General features: G+C 69.7%; 13 protein-coding genes and 1 pseudogene. 2 read left to right on the forward strand and 12 right to left on the reverse strand.

What is annotated here, in order from left to right; all coding sequences use genetic code 11:
* Window positions 1-8: 8 nt before the first annotated feature.
* Window positions 9-2,213: an NADP-dependent isocitrate dehydrogenase gene (locus DAA40_RS10440; protein ID WP_106849663.1), complete on the reverse strand. Its 2,205-nt coding sequence runs from the start codon at window positions 2,211-2,213 to the stop codon at window positions 9-11.
* A 301-nt stretch (window positions 2,214-2,514) separates the two neighbouring features.
* Between DAA40_RS10440 and DAA40_RS10445 the strand changes: the two genes are divergently transcribed.
* On the forward strand, window positions 2,515-3,222 hold the full coding sequence (locus DAA40_RS10445) for a hypothetical protein (RefSeq protein WP_158716375.1): 708 nt from the start codon (window positions 2,515-2,517) through the stop codon (window positions 3,220-3,222).
* A 79-nt stretch (window positions 3,223-3,301) separates the two neighbouring features.
* Here DAA40_RS10445 and DAA40_RS10450 read toward each other — a convergent pair whose 3' ends face one another.
* Both DAA40_RS10450 and DAA40_RS10455 read right to left on the reverse strand, forming a co-directional pair.
* Window positions 3,302-3,619: a DUF3017 domain-containing protein gene (locus DAA40_RS10450; RefSeq protein ID WP_106849665.1), complete on the reverse strand. Its 318-nt coding sequence runs from the start codon at window positions 3,617-3,619 to the stop codon at window positions 3,302-3,304.
* A 3-nt stretch (window positions 3,620-3,622) separates the two neighbouring features.
* Window positions 3,623-4,474, reverse strand: a complete 852-nt coding sequence (locus DAA40_RS10455; protein WP_106849666.1) for a bifunctional methylenetetrahydrofolate dehydrogenase/methenyltetrahydrofolate cyclohydrolase — start codon at window positions 4,472-4,474, stop codon at window positions 3,623-3,625.
* Between the two features lie 129 nt (window positions 4,475-4,603).
* Between DAA40_RS10455 and DAA40_RS10460 the strand changes: the two genes are divergently transcribed.
* Window positions 4,604-5,185, forward strand: coding sequence for a hypothetical protein (locus DAA40_RS10460; RefSeq protein ID WP_158716376.1), 582 nt, complete (start codon window positions 4,604-4,606; stop codon window positions 5,183-5,185).
* A gap of 69 nt (window positions 5,186-5,254) precedes the next feature.
* Here the strand turns inward: DAA40_RS10460 and purH are convergent, their stop codons facing one another.
* The 9 genes and pseudogenes from purH to DAA40_RS10505 all read right to left on the reverse strand — a co-directional run bounded on the left by purH (window position 5,255) and on the right by DAA40_RS10505 (window position 15,824).
* Window positions 5,255-6,802, reverse strand: a complete 1,548-nt coding sequence (purH, locus tag DAA40_RS10465; RefSeq protein WP_106849668.1) for a bifunctional phosphoribosylaminoimidazolecarboxamide formyltransferase/IMP cyclohydrolase — start codon at window positions 6,800-6,802, stop codon at window positions 5,255-5,257.
* 59 nt (window positions 6,803-6,861) lie between these two features.
* Window positions 6,862-7,455 carry a phosphoribosylglycinamide formyltransferase gene (purN, locus tag DAA40_RS10470; protein WP_199849699.1) on the reverse strand — a complete coding sequence of 198 codons (594 nt, stop codon included), beginning with the start codon at window positions 7,453-7,455 and terminating at the stop codon, window positions 6,862-6,864.
* 89 nt (window positions 7,456-7,544) lie between these two features.
* Window positions 7,545-9,131 (reverse strand): DUF6350 family protein, encoded by a 1,587-nt coding sequence (locus tag DAA40_RS10475; RefSeq protein WP_158716377.1) that lies wholly within the window; start codon window positions 9,129-9,131, stop codon window positions 7,545-7,547.
* Window positions 9,132-9,354: 223 nt separating this feature from the next.
* A complete protein-coding gene (locus DAA40_RS16890) occupies window positions 9,355-10,182 on the reverse strand; it encodes a hypothetical protein (protein WP_106849671.1) in 828 nt (275 codons plus the stop codon).
* A 200-nt stretch (window positions 10,183-10,382) separates the two neighbouring features.
* On the reverse strand, window positions 10,383-11,261 hold the full coding sequence (gene sucD, locus DAA40_RS10485; protein WP_106849672.1) for a succinate--CoA ligase subunit alpha: 879 nt from the start codon (window positions 11,259-11,261) through the stop codon (window positions 10,383-10,385).
* An 18-nt stretch (window positions 11,262-11,279) separates the two neighbouring features.
* Window positions 11,280-12,452 (reverse strand): annotated as a pseudogene (gene sucC, locus DAA40_RS10490) (ADP-forming succinate--CoA ligase subunit beta); the annotation flags it as partial.
* A gap of 255 nt (window positions 12,453-12,707) precedes the next feature.
* Complete coding sequence (locus tag DAA40_RS10495) at window positions 12,708-13,106, reverse strand: cobalamin B12-binding domain-containing protein (RefSeq protein ID WP_106849674.1); 399 nt, start codon at window positions 13,104-13,106, stop codon at window positions 12,708-12,710.
* 10 nt (window positions 13,107-13,116) lie between these two features.
* Window positions 13,117-14,337, reverse strand: coding sequence for a hypothetical protein (locus DAA40_RS10500; protein ID WP_106849675.1), 1,221 nt, complete (start codon window positions 14,335-14,337; stop codon window positions 13,117-13,119).
* A gap of 110 nt (window positions 14,338-14,447) precedes the next feature.
* Window positions 14,448-15,824 (reverse strand): DUF2786 domain-containing protein, encoded by a 1,377-nt coding sequence (locus tag DAA40_RS10505; protein ID WP_106849676.1) that lies wholly within the window; start codon window positions 15,822-15,824, stop codon window positions 14,448-14,450.
* Window positions 15,825-15,846 lie beyond the last annotated feature (22 nt).

Here is a 15,846-nt window from a genome sequence, read left to right on the forward strand (position 1 = left end):
TGGCAGGCCTACATGCCGTCGATGATCCCGTTCAGCGTTGCCGACGGGCGCATCGCCGCGGAGACCTTCTCGTCGTCCGGCCGGTAGTAGCCGCCCATGTCGACCGGCTTGCCCTGCGCGCCGATCAGCTCCTCGTTGATCTTCGCCTCGTTCTCGGCGAGGTCGGCCGCGACCTTGCCGAAGCGCTCGGCGAGCTCGGCGTCCTTCGACTGGGCCGCGAGCGCCTGCGCCCAGTACAGCGCGAGGTAGTAGTGCGAGCCGCGGTTGTCGATCGAGCCGAGCTTGCGCGCGGGCGACTTGTTCTCGTCGAGGAACTTCGCGATCGCCTCGTCGAGGGTGTCGGCGAGCACCTGCGCCTTGTCGTTTCCGCCCTGCGCGGCGATGTGCTCCAGCGAGGCACCGAGCGCGGAGAACTCACCGAGGGAGTCCCAGCGCAGGTAGTCCTCCTTGACGAACTGCTGCACGTGCTTGGGGGCCGAGCCGCCCGCGCCGGTCTCGAACAGGCCACCGCCGGCCAGCAGCGGGACGACGGACAGCATCTTCGCCGAGGTGCCCAGCTCGAGGATCGGGAACAGGTCGGTCAGGTAGTCGCGCAGCACGTTGCCGGTGACCGAGATGGTGTCCTCGCCGCGACGGATCCGCTCAAGCGAGTACTTCATCGCTTCGACCGGCGACTTGATGACGATCTCGAGGCCGTCGGTGTCGTGGTCCTTCAGGTACTTCTCGACCTTGGCGATCACGTTGGCGTCGTGCGCGCGGTTCTCGTCGAGGTAGAAGCAGGCCGGGGCGCCGGTCGCGCGAGCACGAGTGACCGCGAGCTTCACCCAGTCCTGCACCGGGACGTCCTTCACGCGTGACATGCGCCAGATGTCGCCGGCCTCGACCTGGTGCTCCATCAGCGTCTCGCCCTTGCTGTTGGTGACGGTCACCGTGCCGGCGTCCTCGATGATGAAGGTGGTGGGGTGCGAGCCGTACTCCTCGGCCTTCTGCGCCATGAGGCCGACGTTGGGCACCGAGCCCATGGTGGCAGGATCCAACGCCCCGTTGGCCTTGCAGTCGTCGAACACCGCGTCGTACATCGGCCCGTAGCTGCGGTCCGGGATCATCGCGAGGGTCTCCTGCTGGTTGCCCTCGGCGTTCCACATCTGACCCGAATCGCGGATGACGACCGGCATGGAGGCGTCGATGATGATGTCGCTGGGCACGTGCAGGTTGGTGATGCCCTTGTCGGAGTCCACCATCGCCAGCGCGGGGCGCTCGTCGTAGCAGGCCTGGATGTCGGCCTCGATCTCGGCCTTCTTCTCAGCGTCCAGCTTGTCGAGGCGGGCGAGCAGGTCGCCCAGGCCCAGGTTGGGATTCACGCCGAGCTCGTCGAAGGTGGCGCCGTGCTTGTCGAACACCGGCTCGAAGAAGGTCTTGACGGCGTACCCGAACATCACCGGGTCGGAGACCTTCATCATCGTGGCCTTCAGGTGCAGCGACAGCAGCAGCCCTTCGTCCTTCGCCGCGGCGATCTGGTCCCGGTAGAACTGCTGCAACGCGGCGGCGCTCATGAAGGTGGCGTCCACGATCTCGCCGGCGTCCACCTTGACCTTGCCGAGCTCCTTGCCGTCGATGGCGATGGTCAGCTCGTCGGCAGCGTCCATCACGACCGACTTCTCGTTGCCGTAGAAGTCACCCTCTGCCATGTCGGCGACCCGCGCCTTGATGTCACTGCTCCACGCACCGAGACGGTGCGGGTTCTTCTTGGCGAAGTTCTTCACCGACTGGGGTGCGCGGCGGTCGGAGTTGCCCTCGCGCAGTACCGGGTTCACCGCCGAGCCGAGCACCTTGGAGTACGCGGCGTTGACCTGCTTCTCCTCGTCGGTCTTCGGCACCTCGGGGTAGTCGGGGATGTCGTAGCCCTGCCCCTGCAGCTCCTTGATCGCTGCCTTGAGCTGGGGCACGGACGCCGAGATGTTCGGCAGCTTGATGATGTTGGCCTCGGGGGTCTTGGCGAGCTCGCCGAGCCGGGTGAGGTTGTCATCGATCCGCTGCTCATCGCTGAGCCGGTCGGGGAACTGGGCCAGAATGCGCCCCGCGAGCGAGATGTCACTGGTCTCGACCTCGATGCCAGTGCCCTTGGTGAAGGCCTGAACGATCGGAAGCAGCGAGTAGGTCGCCAGCGCCGGTGCCTCGTCGATCTTGGTCCACACGATCTTTGATGTGCTCAATGCTCTCTCCTCGAGTGCGGGTGCATCAGTTCCACCGCGCGCGATCGGCGCGCAACGTTCTCGCCATCATTCCACCCCACGACGCGGGCATACTGAAGTGGCCGGGCCAACGCACAGCCCGCTCGGCCGGGTGAAAGCACAGCCCGCTCGGCGTCGCAAGAATCGGTCGAGTGACGGAGATTACATCCTGGTATCGGTTCGCGAAGTCTTGGCGTTAAACGGACGCGCAATCCACAAAGTCACAGGCACAATGGACGTACCAGAGCTCTTCTGGTAATGACCCACGGACAGCGGAGGCATCATGGGGCGTCGGGTGATCGCGGCCAGCGTCGCCGTGGTCGCGCTGTGCCTGGCCGCCGTCGTGATGGTGATTCGCGCGCAGGATCCCGCACCGCAGGCCGGTGATGAGCCCACGCCCGCCTCGATCGCACCGCTTCCAGAACAGCACCAGGCGCCCGCGCCGTACGCCCTGACCAAGGAGGAGATCGACCGCTGCGTCGCCGCCGGGCAGTGCGCGCTCGTGCACACCGAGAAGTTCAGCAACGCCACGGTCGAGATCTACCAGAAGTACGCCGAGCAGCCCGAGATCCACGTCCTGACCACCGCCGCCGACGGCAAGCCGACGGTCTGGAGCCTGCAGGACGAGCACTCCGCGAGCTTCCAGTCGCTGACCTGTGGGCTGGCCAACTGCCTGATGACCGTCATCGTCGGACCCGAGACGATCGCCACGATCGACATGCGGATGGTCGCCAGCCAGCTGACCGGCATGATCGAGGGCGCCGCCGTCGGCCCCTCGCTGGCCACGACCGACGTCGACCTCAACGAGGACGGCGTCCTGGACCTCATCAGCACCGAGCATCTCGTGCAGGCCGACGGCACCGAGGCGCTGTACTACCGCACCTATGTCAACGACGATCGCGCGCTGGTGCCCACGGGCTGCACGGTCCCCTCGCCGACGCCGACCGCGCCGACCAGTCTGCAGACCCGGGTCTGCCCCGCCGTCCCCTAGCGACCGCCGCCGGCTACATCTAGGCCGTCTCCTAGCGCGACCGCCAGTTATGTCTCAGCCGTCGAGCGACCGCCGGCCGCTACATCTCCCCGCGCGCGACGATCGCCGTCGTGATCAGCGCGGCGCCGAACAGCAGGCAGAACACCAGATCCGACGTGCGGTTGCGGACCGCCAGCCAACCGGTGAGCCGGCCCGGCAGCAGCGCGCGCACCACGCCCGCGAGCACCATCGAGGTGCCCATTACCAGCAGGCCCTTGCGCCACTGCCCCAGCCCGACCAGGATCAGCCCAGTCAGCAGGGTGAGCCACACGATGATGTAGAGCGCCTGCCTACGCAGACCTCCGCGCCATGAGGCCATCCGGTGGCCGGCCGTGCGCGAGACGGGCGGTGCCGGCATGACTCAGCTGGCCGCGCGCTCGGCCGCCTCGACGACGTTGAGCAGCAGCATCGCGCGGGTCATCGGTCCGACGCCGCCGGGCATCGGCGCGAGATGGCCCGCGACCTCGCGGACGTCCGGGCTGGTGTCGCCCACGAGCCCGGCATCGGTACGGTTCGCCGAGACGTCGACCACTGCAGCGCCCGGCTTGATCATGTCGGCGGTGATCAGTCCGGCCGAACCAGCCGCGGCGACGACGATGTCGGCGCGGCGGGTGTGCTCAGCGAGATCCTTGGTGCCGGTGTGGCAGATGGTGACGGTGCAGTTCTCGCTCTTGCGGGTCAGCAGCAGGCTCAGTGGCCGTCCGGCGGTCACGCCGCGGCCCACGATCACGGCGTTCGCCCCGTTGAGGGGGACGTCGTACCGCCGCAGCAGGTCGGCGATCCCGCGCGGCGTGCACGGCAGCGGGCCGTCGATCCCGAGCACCAGCTTGCCCAGGCTGACCGGGTGCAGGCCGTCAGCGTCCTTCTCGGGGTCGATCGCTTCGAGGGCGGCGTCGGCGTCCAGGCCCTTGGGCAGCGGCAGCTGCACGATGTAGCCGGTGCACGCCGGATCGGCGTTGAGCTCGGCGACTGCCTTCATCACGTCGTCCTGGGAGGCGTCGTCCGGCAGGTCGCGGCGGATGCTGGCGATACCGACCTCCGCGCAGTCGCGGTGCTTGCCCCGAACATAGGCGTGGCTGCCCGGGTCGTCCCCCACCAGGATTGTGCCAAGTCCGGGCGTGATGCCCTTGGCACGCAACGACTCGACCCGCTGCTTCAGATCGTCCTTGATCGCTGCCGCCGCAGCCTTGCCGTCGAGGATCGTCGCGCTCATGCGCCCATTCTGTCACGGTCGAGTCACGCGCCCGAATTCGCCGTTCGTCCACGAACCGGCGGTGGCATCGAAGATACTGACTGTGGATGCCGCGTCTTCCGGCGTCCGGACCGACCTACGGGAGGCATGATGACCAACCCGAACGATCCCTACCGCGGCGGCTATCCCGCCGACCACCGCGACCCCTACGGCGCAGACCATCGCGCCCCGCGCGACCCGGCGTACTCCCGCCCGGGCGACCGCGAGGCGTACGTCGACCGCGACCGCATCCTCACCCCCGGCCAGGAGCGGCTGGCCACCGAACCGAAGCCGAACCCGCTCGCGGGGATCCTGCTGATCATCGGCGGGCTGATGGGCGTGCTGGCGGGGGTGGTCCCGAGCGGCGGCAGCCAGATCCCGCTGGCCGGCACGATCGATGCCTTCCAGACCGGCGAGACCAACGCGATCGTGCTCGCGGCCGCCATCATCCTCGTGTTCCTGTGCGGGCTGGGCGCGCTCGCCGCCGGCGCGCAGATGTTCGCGCCGAAGTGGCACGCGGGCCCCGCCCGTACCGGCATGACGCTGGGCATCCTGATGCTCATCGCGTCACTGGCTGTGGTGATCGTGGCCGGCACCGGCGTCTTCGACAACGCCGGGTTCACCACCTGGATGCTGCTGCTGGCCTGCGTCCCGACCCTCATCGGCGCCCTGGTCGGCTTCAGCCGCAAGTAGCGACCCGCCGCGGCGGCACGTTCTGCGGGGCAGCGGAGCACGATAGCGTGCTCACCCCGCAGATCGCCGCTAATGGAAGAAGTGGCGGGTGCCGGTGAAGTACATCGTGACGCCGGCCTTGGTCGCGGCCTCGATGACTTCCTCGTCGCGCACCGATCCGCCGGGCTGGACGACGGCGCGGACGCCGGCCTTCGCCAGCACCTCGAAGCCGTCCGCGAACGGGAAGAAGGCATCGGATGCCGCAACGGTCCCGCTCACCCGGTCGCCGGCGCGCTCGACGGCCAGTTTGGCCGAGTCGACGCGGTTGACCTGGCCCATGCCGACGCCGATCGTGGCGCCGCCGGAGGCCAGCAGGATCGCGTTGGATTTCACCGCCCGCACCGCACGCCATGCGAACTGCAGGTCGGCGAGGGTCGCCTCGTCGGCGGCGTCCCCCGCGGCCAGGGTCCAGGCGGCCGCCTCGTCACCGGGCGCATCGATCGCGTCCGCCTGCTGCACCAGCGCGCCACCGGAGATCGGACGCAGCTCCAGCACCGTGCCCTCGACCGGGCCGAGCTCGAGCAGGCGGATGTTCTTCTTGCCCTGCAGCACCTCTAGCGCGCCGTCCTCGTAACCGGGAGCGATGAGCACCTCGGTGAAGATCTCGGCGACCTGCTTCGCCATCTCGACCGACACGGGGCGGTTCGCGGCGATGACCCCGCCGAAGGCCGACAGCGGGTCGCAGGCGTGCGCCTTGCGGTGCGCCTCGGCGATGTCACCGCCGACCGCGATGCCGCACGGGTTGGCGTGCTTGATGATGGCGACCGCGGGCTCGCGGAAGTCGTACGCCGCCCGCCGGGCCGCGTCGGCGTCCACGTAGTTGTTGTACGACATGGCCTTGCCGTGCAGCACCTTCGCGTGCGCGATGCCCGGCTCGTCGCTGGTGTAGACCGCAGCCTTCTGGTGCGGGTTCTCGCCATACCGCAGGACGTCTGAGCGCTGCCACGCGCGGGCCATGAAGTCCGCGAAGCCGCTGTCGTCGGCCGGCGCGTAGGAGCTGGCGAACCAGGTCGAGACCGCCGCGTCGTACGCCGCGGTATGCGCGAACGCCATGGCCGCCAGTCGCTTGCGCTGCCCGAGGGTGAACCCACCGCCGCGGACGGCGTCCAGCAGCTCGCCGTACTGCTCCGGCGAGGTGACGACGGCGACGCTGGGATGGTTCTTGGCGGCCGCACGCACCATCGACGGGCCGCCGATGTCGATCTGCTCGACGCACTCGTCCGGCGAGGCGCCACTGGCGACGGTCTGGGTGAACGGGTAGAGGTTGCAGATGACCAGGTCGAAGGGCTCGACGTCGAGGTCCGCGAGCTGCTGCACGTGAGAGTCGAGCCGGCGGTCGGCGAGGATTCCGGCGTGCACCTTCGGGTGCAGGGTCTTTACGCGGCCGTCGAGACACTCGGGGAAGCCGGTCAGGTCGGCGACCTCGGTGACGTCGGCGCCGGCGTCCTTCAGGATGCCCGCGGTCGACCCGGTGGAGACGATCGAGACCCCGGCGTCCTTCAGCCCGGCAGCGAGCTCGGCAAGCCCGGTCTTGTCGTACACGCTGACCAGCGCGCGCTTGATCGCGATCTTGTCCATGAGTGACCTCTCAGTGCTCCGTGCGGTGGGTTCGGATGCGGTGGTGTTGGCGGTGGGGTTCAGGTGCGGGCGCGCACGAAGGAGGCGATGGTCTCGACCAGCAGGTCGCGCTCGAGGACCTTGATGCGTTCGTGCAGGGACTCTTCGGTGTCGTCAGCGCGCACCTCGCAGGCGCGCTGCGCGAGGATCGGGCCGGTGTCGATTCCTTCGTCGACGGTGATCACCGAGCAGCCGGTGACCTTTACGCCGTGTGCCAGGGCGTCGCGGACGGCGTGGGCGCCCGGAAAGCTCGGCAGCAGGGCCGGGTGCGTGTTGATCATCCGCCCGCCGAAGCGGCCGAGGAAGTGCGGTCCGACGATCTTCATGAACCCGGCACTCACCACCCAGTCGGGCCGGTGCGCAGCGACCGAGTCGGTCAGGGCGGCGTCCCACTTCTCGCGCGTGTCGTAGTCCCTCAGGCGGTGCACGAACGCCGGGATTCCGGCGTCCTGGGCGCGCTGCAACCCGGCGATCTGGTCGCGATCGGCACCGACGGCGACCACGCGGGCGCCGTACGCCGGGTCGGCGCAAGCGTCCATCAGCGACTGCAGGAGGGTGCCGCTACCGGAGACCAGCACGACGAGGCGCAGCGGGTCAGGTGGATTCTCGGGCACGGCTTCCGATGATAGTGGCCGGGCCGGTGTGGCCACGCCCACGGCGTCCTTCGGCGGCCTGCCGCACGTCGTTCGCGGGTGGGCGGCCGTCAGCCGGTACGGCGTACCAGCGTGGCCCCCGCGCCGGAAGGCTCCCGCTCCCCGGTGAGCGGTCGGCCGGTGTCGTTGGCGACCGCCTTGGCGGCCCGCTGCTCGTTCAGCCGCTTGACGACGCTCAGCGAGGACGACGGGGTCCGCTTGGCCCCGGACGGCGACGGCGGCGGCTCGGCGGCCGAGACCGCGACGGCCGCGCCGGCCAGCTTCTCCGAGGCCTGCTGCCGCTTGCGGGCGGCAGCGAACTTGCCCGTCCGCGCCAGCCGCCGCATCGCCAGCTTCGAGGCGATGACCGGTCCGCGGGACGGCGCGGGCTCGATCTCCTCCACCTCGTCACCCTCGTTCGCGGTCAGGTCGGCGGTGGTCTCGATGACCGACAGGGCTCGTCTACGCCGCGCGGCAGCGGCCGGGGTGAGCGCCTTCGCGGTGGCGATGAACGCGGTGAGCCCGCCGGCGACCAGCAGGATGCCCAGCAGCCACAGCCCGGTACGCAGCGGCGCGGCGCCCACCGCGGCGAGCCGCCCGTCGCCCAGGCTGCCGGCGGCGACGACCGCCGCACCGAGCACTGCGGCCGCGGTCAGCAGGCTGCCCATCGCCGTCCCACCGATCAGGTTCAGGGGGGTGCGGTGCTCACGCTCGAGGTTGCGGGTCATGGTCAGCGCGCCGACGACGGCGGCAGAGAGCGGGACGAGCGCGACCAGCCAGGTCAGCAGCCCGGTCGACTGCGGGAGCGCCGCGAACAGTGGGAACGCCGGGAGCGGCTCGCGCTGCACGGCGGTCAGGGAGTAGACCGAACCGGCACCCAGGCCGAAGCCGGCGCCGCTGCCCAGCGCGGTGGTCAGCAGCATCGCGTTGGGCAGGTAGGCGATGCTGATGCCGACAACGGTCAGCCCGCCGAGCCCGGTCGGCGCCAGGGAGGCGGTGATCGCGCTGGCCTCGCTGTAGCTGATCACCACCGAGCAGGCGATGACGAGCGCGGACGCCGCCGCGAGCGTCCAGAGGCTGGCCAGCGCGCCGCGGCAGTAGGCGTACGACGGGCCCGGTAGCGCCGAGACGATGCGGGCGCCGTACCCGCTCTCGCGCAGCATCCCGGCCAGCGGCGCGAGCACGGAGATCACGCCCGCGGCGATGGCGACCTCCGTGATCGACAGCAGTTCCGGGCCGGGATAGGCGAGCTCGGTCAGCAGGATCGCGGCCGTCGTGTAGGTGATCGCCATGGCGGCCGTGCACTCGGCGATCTGCATCGGGGCGCGTAAGGCGCACGCGCGCACCGCGCTACGTCCGGAGCGGTAGAAGAACACGGCGATCAGGACGGTGATCAGCAGCGGCGGCACGGACAGCGTCCCCCACGACACCGGCAGGCCGACCCCGTGCGCGAGGTACCAGGCCTGGACGGCGACCCGGGCGGCGTCCAGCGGACCGGCACCGATCGGCCGGTCGACGGCCCAGGAGACCAGGCTCAGCGCGATGAGCAGCACCAGACCGGCCGCCACCACCCCGAGCGCGGACACGGCGCCCCAGACGACCCGGTTGCCTTCCGTCCGGCCCTGCGCGGGCACGGTGGGGGAAGTCTGGGCGCTCACCAGAAAAGCCTCACAGAGGCGGGCCGATTCACCAAGCCTCCACGCCGAGGAGCACTCGACCTCACGCCAGCGTCAACGGTCCGGCGCCCGTCCGCTCGGTGACGAACGGCCGCTGATTCCGGACCGTTGAGGTGTGCCGGTTTCGGGCGCTGTCGCCCGAAACCGCACAGCACAACCGTCCGGCGTCGGACGGTTGTGCTGTGCGGTTGCGAAAGGTGCGGGGTTAGCCCTGCTGGCCCCACTGGCCCTGCTGGGGGTTCTGGCCCCACTGGCCCTGCTGCGGCTGCGCCGGGTGAGCGCCAGTATTCGGCTGGCCCCACTGGCCCTGCGGCTGCGCGGCATGGCCACCGGTCTGCGGCTGGCTCCACTGGTCCTGCTGGACGGCGGGCTGCCCGCCGGTGGCCGGTGCGCCCCACTGGCCCTGGCCGGCCGGCTGGCCCCACTGCGCGTTGGCGTTGCCGCCGGTCTTGGGCTGCTTGAGCGCGTACATGATCTCCAGAACCGCGCCCGCGATCGCGGCGAGGATCGCCAGCAGCACCAGCCAGGCGCCGATGCTGAACAGGTCGACGGCGTCCAGGCTGGTCAGCCACTCGATCAGACCGAGGAGCGCACCGAGCGCGAGCAGACCGCCGGTGACGAAGGCCATCGGGAACGGCAGGTTGAGCGACGGCACGAACAACTCGACCGCCGCGGCGATCGCCGCGAAGACGAACAGGATGAACATGAAGACGAACAGTCCCGAGTTCCAGGCAGAGAACCCCGGGATGTCGTAGCTGTAGGTCTGACCGTACGCAGTCTCCGTCTCCGTGCCTCCGCCAACGAAGTTCAGCGACATCGCCAGGATCGAGAACAGCGGGAGGATGAGTGCGATCCACTGACCGGGACGGACGTTCTTGGCGTCGAATCCGGAGTTGGTCTTCGCGTTGTTGAACCCGGTGGCCGCGGACTGGCCCCAGGTCTGCTGGCCGCCCTGCGGCTGGCCCCACTGGCCACCCTGCGGCTGGCCCCACTGGCCCTGCTCGCCCGGCTGGCCACCGTTCGGATAAGACATCGCTAACCCTTCTGAGAAAGTCTGACGATCAAGGCAACGACTCGGCGCGTCACCAGTTTCCAGCGCTCACACTATGCCAAAGACCGTCTGTTCACGTGCACCGCACGCCGATTGACGCGCAACGCATTGGCAACGAAAAGGCACCGCTTGCGCCACTGCTTGGACGTTCGCGGTGCCTTCTCGGTTCCCGTAGCCGGCGGCTACAGGTTCTTCATGATCTCCTTCATGAGCTCCGCGGTCTCGGACGGCGTCTTGCCGACCTTCACGCCCGCGGCCTCAAGGGCCTCCTTCTTGGCCTGAGCGGTACCGGCCGAGCCGGAGACGATCGCGCCGGCGTGGCCCATCGTCTTGCCCTCGGGGGCCATGAAGCCCGCCACATAGCCGACGACCGGCTTGGTGACGTTGGCCTTGATGAAGTCCGCGGCTCGCTCCTCGGCGTCCCCGCCGATCTCGCCAATCATCACGATCGCGACCGTCTCGGGGTCGGCCTCGAACGCCTCCAGGCAGTCGATGTGGGTGGTGCCGATGACCGGGTCGCCGCCGATGCCGACGGCGGTCGAGATGCCGTAGTCACGCAGCTCGTACATCATCTGGTAGGTCAGCGTGCCGGACTTGGAGACCAGGCCGATCTTGCCGGGGCCACTGATGTTGGGGATGATGCCGGCGCTCGAGGAGCCGGGGGTCTGGACGCCGGGGCAGTTCGGCCCGATGAAGCGGGTCTTCTTGCCCTGCGAGTAGGCGAAGGCCTCGGTGGTGTCGTGCACCGGGATGCCCTCGGTGATGACGACGGCGAGCGGGATCTCGGCGTCGATCGCCTCCACGATGGCAGCCTTGGCGAAGGCCGGCGGCACGAAGATGACCGTCACGTCGGCGCCGGTGGCCTCCATGGCCTCCTTCACGGTGGCGAACACGGGGACGCTGGTGCCCTCGAAGTCGACGCTCTGGCCGCCCTTCTTCGGGTTCACGCCGCCGACGATGGTGGCACCGTTGCGGATCATGTTGCGGGTGTGCTTCATGCCCTCGGAGCCGGTCATGCCCTGGACGATGATCTTGCTGTCCTTGGTCAGGAAGATAGCCATGTCTGTTGTCCTGATCCCTTACTTGCCAGCGGCCGCGAGCTCGGCGGCCTTGTCGGCGGCGGCGTCCATCGTGTCGACGAACTGCACCAGCGGATGGTTGAACTCGTCGAGGATGCGGCGGCCTTCCTCGACGTTGTTGCCGTCGAGTCGGACGACGAGCGGGCGGGTCGCCTTGTCGCCGAGCTGGCCCAGCGCGGTGACGATGCCGTTGGCGACGGTGTCGCAGGAGGTGATGCCGCCGAAGACGTTGACGAACACCGAGCGGACGTCGGGGTCGGACAGGATCAGACCCAGGCCGTTGGCCATGACCTCCGCGGACGAGCCGCCTCCGAGGTCGAGGAAGTTGGCCGGCTTCACGCCCCCGTGATTCTCACCGGCGTACGCGACGACATCGACGGTCGACATGACCAGCCCGGCGCCGTTGCCCACGATGCCGACCTGGCCATCGAGCTTGACGTAGTTGAGCTCGAGCTCCTTGGCCTTCTGCTCCAGCGGATCGACGGCGAACTTGTCCTGCAGCTCGGCGTGGTTCTCGTGCCGGAAGTCGGCGTTGTCGTCGAGGGTGACCTTGCCGTCGAGGGCGATGATCTTGCCGTTCGGGTCCTTGACCAGCGGGTTGACCTCGACGAGGGTGGCGTCCTCCTTGACGAAGACGGTCCACAGTTTCTGGATCACGTCAGCGACCTGGTCGGCGACATCCTCGGGGAACTTCGCCTGCGCGACGATCTGCTTGGCGAGCTCGGCGTCGACGCCCTTGGTCGCATCGACCGGGACCTTCGCCAGCGCCTCGGGGTTGTTCTTGGCGACCTCTTCGATCTCCACGCCGCCCTCGACCGAGGCCATCGCCAGGAAGGTCCGGTTGGTGCGGTCGAGCAGGTAGGAGAAGTAGTACTCCTCGGCGATGTCCGAGGCTTCGGCCACGAGCACCTTGTGGACCGTGTGGCCCTTGATGTCCATGCCCAGGATGTCCGTGGCGCGCGCCTCGGCCTCCTCGGGGGTGTCGGCCAGCTTGACGCCGCCGGCCTTGCCGCGGCCGCCGGTCTTCACCTGGGCCTTCACAACCACCTGACCGCCGATCTTGGTGGCGATCTCCTTGGCCTGCTCTGGGGTTTCGGCCGTGCCGCCGCCAAGTACCGGTACGTCGTACTTGGCGAACAGGTCACGAGCCTGATACTCGAAAAGATCCACTGTGCGTCCATTCCTACTCGCGCATCACGCGCATGAGAGTCCCTGACCTGAACCGGACGTGGCCACAGGCCTATCCGTGAGGCTATCGTCCCGCCGTGAGCGCAACGACCCCAGGTGCGGCGAGATGGGCCACACCCGGGGTCAGGCACGGGTGGTCGCCCCCGGCGTCCCGCACCCGTGCTTCTGCGGTGGGTTGCTCAGGGATATCTCCCGACTACCCCTGACGAACCCACCGCAAATCGAGAGCGGATGACGGCGCTAGTCGCGAGTGACGTTCTCGCTCACCCAGCCGACGATCTCCTCGGTCGTCGCGCCGGGGGTGAAGACCTTCTTGACGCCGATCGAGTCGAGCTCGGCAAGGTCCTCCTCGGGAATGATCCCGCCGCCGAAGATGACGACGTCCTCGGCGTCCTGCTGCTTGAGCAGTTCGGCGACCCGGCGGAACTGGGTCATGTGCGCACCGCTGAGGACCGACAGCCCGACCGCGTCCGCGTCCTCCTGCAGGGTCGTCTCGACGATCTGCTCAGGCGTCTGGTGCAGGCCGGTGTAGATGACCTCCATGCCGGCATCGCGTAGCGCTCGGGCGACGACCTTCGCTCCTCGGTCGTGCCCGTCGAGACCGGGCTTGGCAACGACGACACGGATACGCGAGCTCATAGCTGCTCCTCTAGAAGGACGGGTCAGGTTCCTCTGAGCGTAACCGGCGGGCAGCGCCAGCTCGAACTGTGGCCGAGTAGCCGGCGGCGGCAGCCGCGACCAGACCCGCCGCGAGCAGGAGGTACAGCCGCGGGCCGGGGGTGAGCTCGGCGCTCGCGGTGGTGTCGCGGGCGTTGGTGAACGCGCTGTAGAGCAGGACAGCGGCCAGACCGCCGAGGGCGGCGACCAGGGTGACCCGGCTGGCCATCGAACCGACGATCGCACCGGCGACCACCCAGGAGGCCAGCAGCACGAGGCCGGCGATCAACCCGAACCCGCTCACGCCGAGGACGCTCTTGGGATCCACCTGCGCGCGGGTCAGCACCAGACCGCTGGGGTCGGTGTATTTCTCGATGCGGGTGATCCCGAGCGGCACGAGATAGGCGGTGACGGCGAGCAGGACGGCGAGGCCGGCGGCGCCGGCGGGTCCGCGCTGGCCGGCGTCCAGGGGCAGCAGGTCACGCTCGGCGACGTGCCGCCACGCGATCGCGGCCAGGACGCCAGCCACCGCCAGCAGCGCCCAGCCGGCGATCGCGACCGTGCGGCCGATCTCGGGCTGCATCGTCAGGGTCGTGTGCAGCTCGCCGAAGTAGTACTCGACGACCGCGTGCGAGCGGGGGCTGGCCCCGGCGTGGAACGCCTGCAGCAGATGCGCCGGCGCCAGGACGGCGATCGGCGCGAGCAGGGCGAGGCCGACGCGTCCTCCGCGGCCGGTGAGCAGCAGGACGCCGGCGCCGACCCCGGCGGCAAGGATCAGCAGCTGCGCGAGGACCGACCAGATGTTCATCGTCGGCGCGACCCGTTCGCCGTCCAGCACGATGAACGGCAGGTAGTCGGCCACCACGACCAGGACCGAGCCGAGCGCGGCGAGCAGCCCGGCGCCTCCCATCAGACCGCGGCCCGGCCCGTCGACGGGCTGGCGGGAGGTGTACATCCCCAGCTCAAGCGTCGGGGCGTCGGCGGCCGGTCGCCGACGCGCACCCGCACGCCGCGCCGGCGACGTGTCCTGGGCCGGGTTGGTGCTGCCCTGCCGGGCCGGCTTCGTCCGGACGGTCTGGGCCGGGCGCTTCTTGCGCGCCGACGGGACGGCGGGCTGCTGCCCGGCGGCAGGCTGCTGCCCGGCGCGCTGCTGGGGGCGGGAACGTCGTACGACGGTAGGCCGCTCGCGCTTGCTCTCGCCTGGTGAGGTCAACGAATCGACTCCTTCGGGGTTTCCTCGGGAACGGTAGCAACGTACGCGCCAGCCCTCTGGTTGCGCAGCGCAGCGACGTGGCGGCGATCATCACACCCAGGCGGTGATGCTCACGCCTCCCGCAGCTCACCCGACCGGAGCCGCGCGCGATCCGCGGCTTGCCGGCCGTGAGCAAACCCGGCGTAGTCATAGGCGCCGCGGATGCGCGAGGACTCGAGCGTCCCGCCGTACAGCTCCTCGACCGCCTCGTCGACCGCGTCGACCTGGCGGCTCAGCACGAGCGCGGCGCTGCCCGCCTCACCGACCACCTCGTCGTTGGCGACCGACAGCCGCTCCCCGATCCGGGACGCGAAGGCGGCATAGAAGGACGCGCGATACGAGGCGCTGCGGGTGCGGCGGCGGGCGGCACCGGCGGCGCCGGCCGACTCGTGCGCCAGCGCGTTCTGGGCCTGCACCAGCAACGAGGTGAACAGCAGCTCGGTTACCGCAAGAGCGTCCGAGCTCCCGAGCACGCTGCACAGGTCGATCCCCTTCAGGTGGATCGCCCGCGCCCGATTGGCCGCGGCCACCACTCCGAGCAGCGTCGCCTTGGCGTCGGCGTACGGCGCGTCGACCGGAATCCGGACGATACGGACGCCGGACGCCGGGTCGTCGTCGGCGGCCAGCAGCGCCTCGTCGATCGCGTGCCGGGTCATCAGCTCCTGCGCCTTGGCGGTGAGGCTGCTCGCCTCCTCCTCGAACTCGGTGCTCTCGGCCTTCGACAGCAGCTTGCGGATCCGTTCGAGGATCGGATCGCCCGACCCGGTGCGCTCCGGGGCGCCGATCGTGACCACCAGGTCGGGTCGGCCCGGGGGCGGGATCAACACCTCCAGGCGCGGGATGACGAACAGCCCTTCAAATGCCCGTTTGACCGTCAGGTAACTGTCGAACCGGTCGAGTCCAGCCCGTTCGCGCCACCGGCCGAGCCAGCCCCCGCGGATCGATTCGTGCTGCTGGCCGAGCTGGCGCACCTGCCCGGCCCACCGCGGATCGATCGGCTGCCCGGCCCGCTCCTGATCGTCGGCGTGGATCGCGAGCTCGACCAGCGCGGCCGTGCCCGCGTTGGTCTTGCGGCGGACCTGCCGGACGAGCTCAACCGGCTGCCAGCCGAGCGACCACGCGCGGTCGACGACGTCGATGAGCAGCTCTTGCGCCGCCTGGTCGGCGATGGCGGCCGGCAGGGTCGTCAGCTGCTCGATCGCCCGCCGGACGGCCGGATGGGTGGGCTCGGGGTTCTGGATGGCCTGCTGCCACAGCGCCGCGGCTCGGTCGTGCTGCCGCTCGCTGGCGGACGGCGGAGCACCGAGGCCGGGTCCGAACCCGGCGAAGTGCTCGCCGTACGGCGATCCCCCGCTGTACGGCGATCCCCCGCCCGCGGACTGACGTGCCGCGCGCTTCGCGCGCTGCTTGGCCTTGGCGGCGCGGCGCGCCTTGTTGTTCTTGCCCACGGTCTCTACCTCCGGATCGGGG

The organism is Blastococcus sp. Marseille-P5729 (assembly GCF_900292035.1).
GTDB lineage: Bacteria > Actinomycetota > Actinomycetes > Mycobacteriales > Antricoccaceae > Cumulibacter.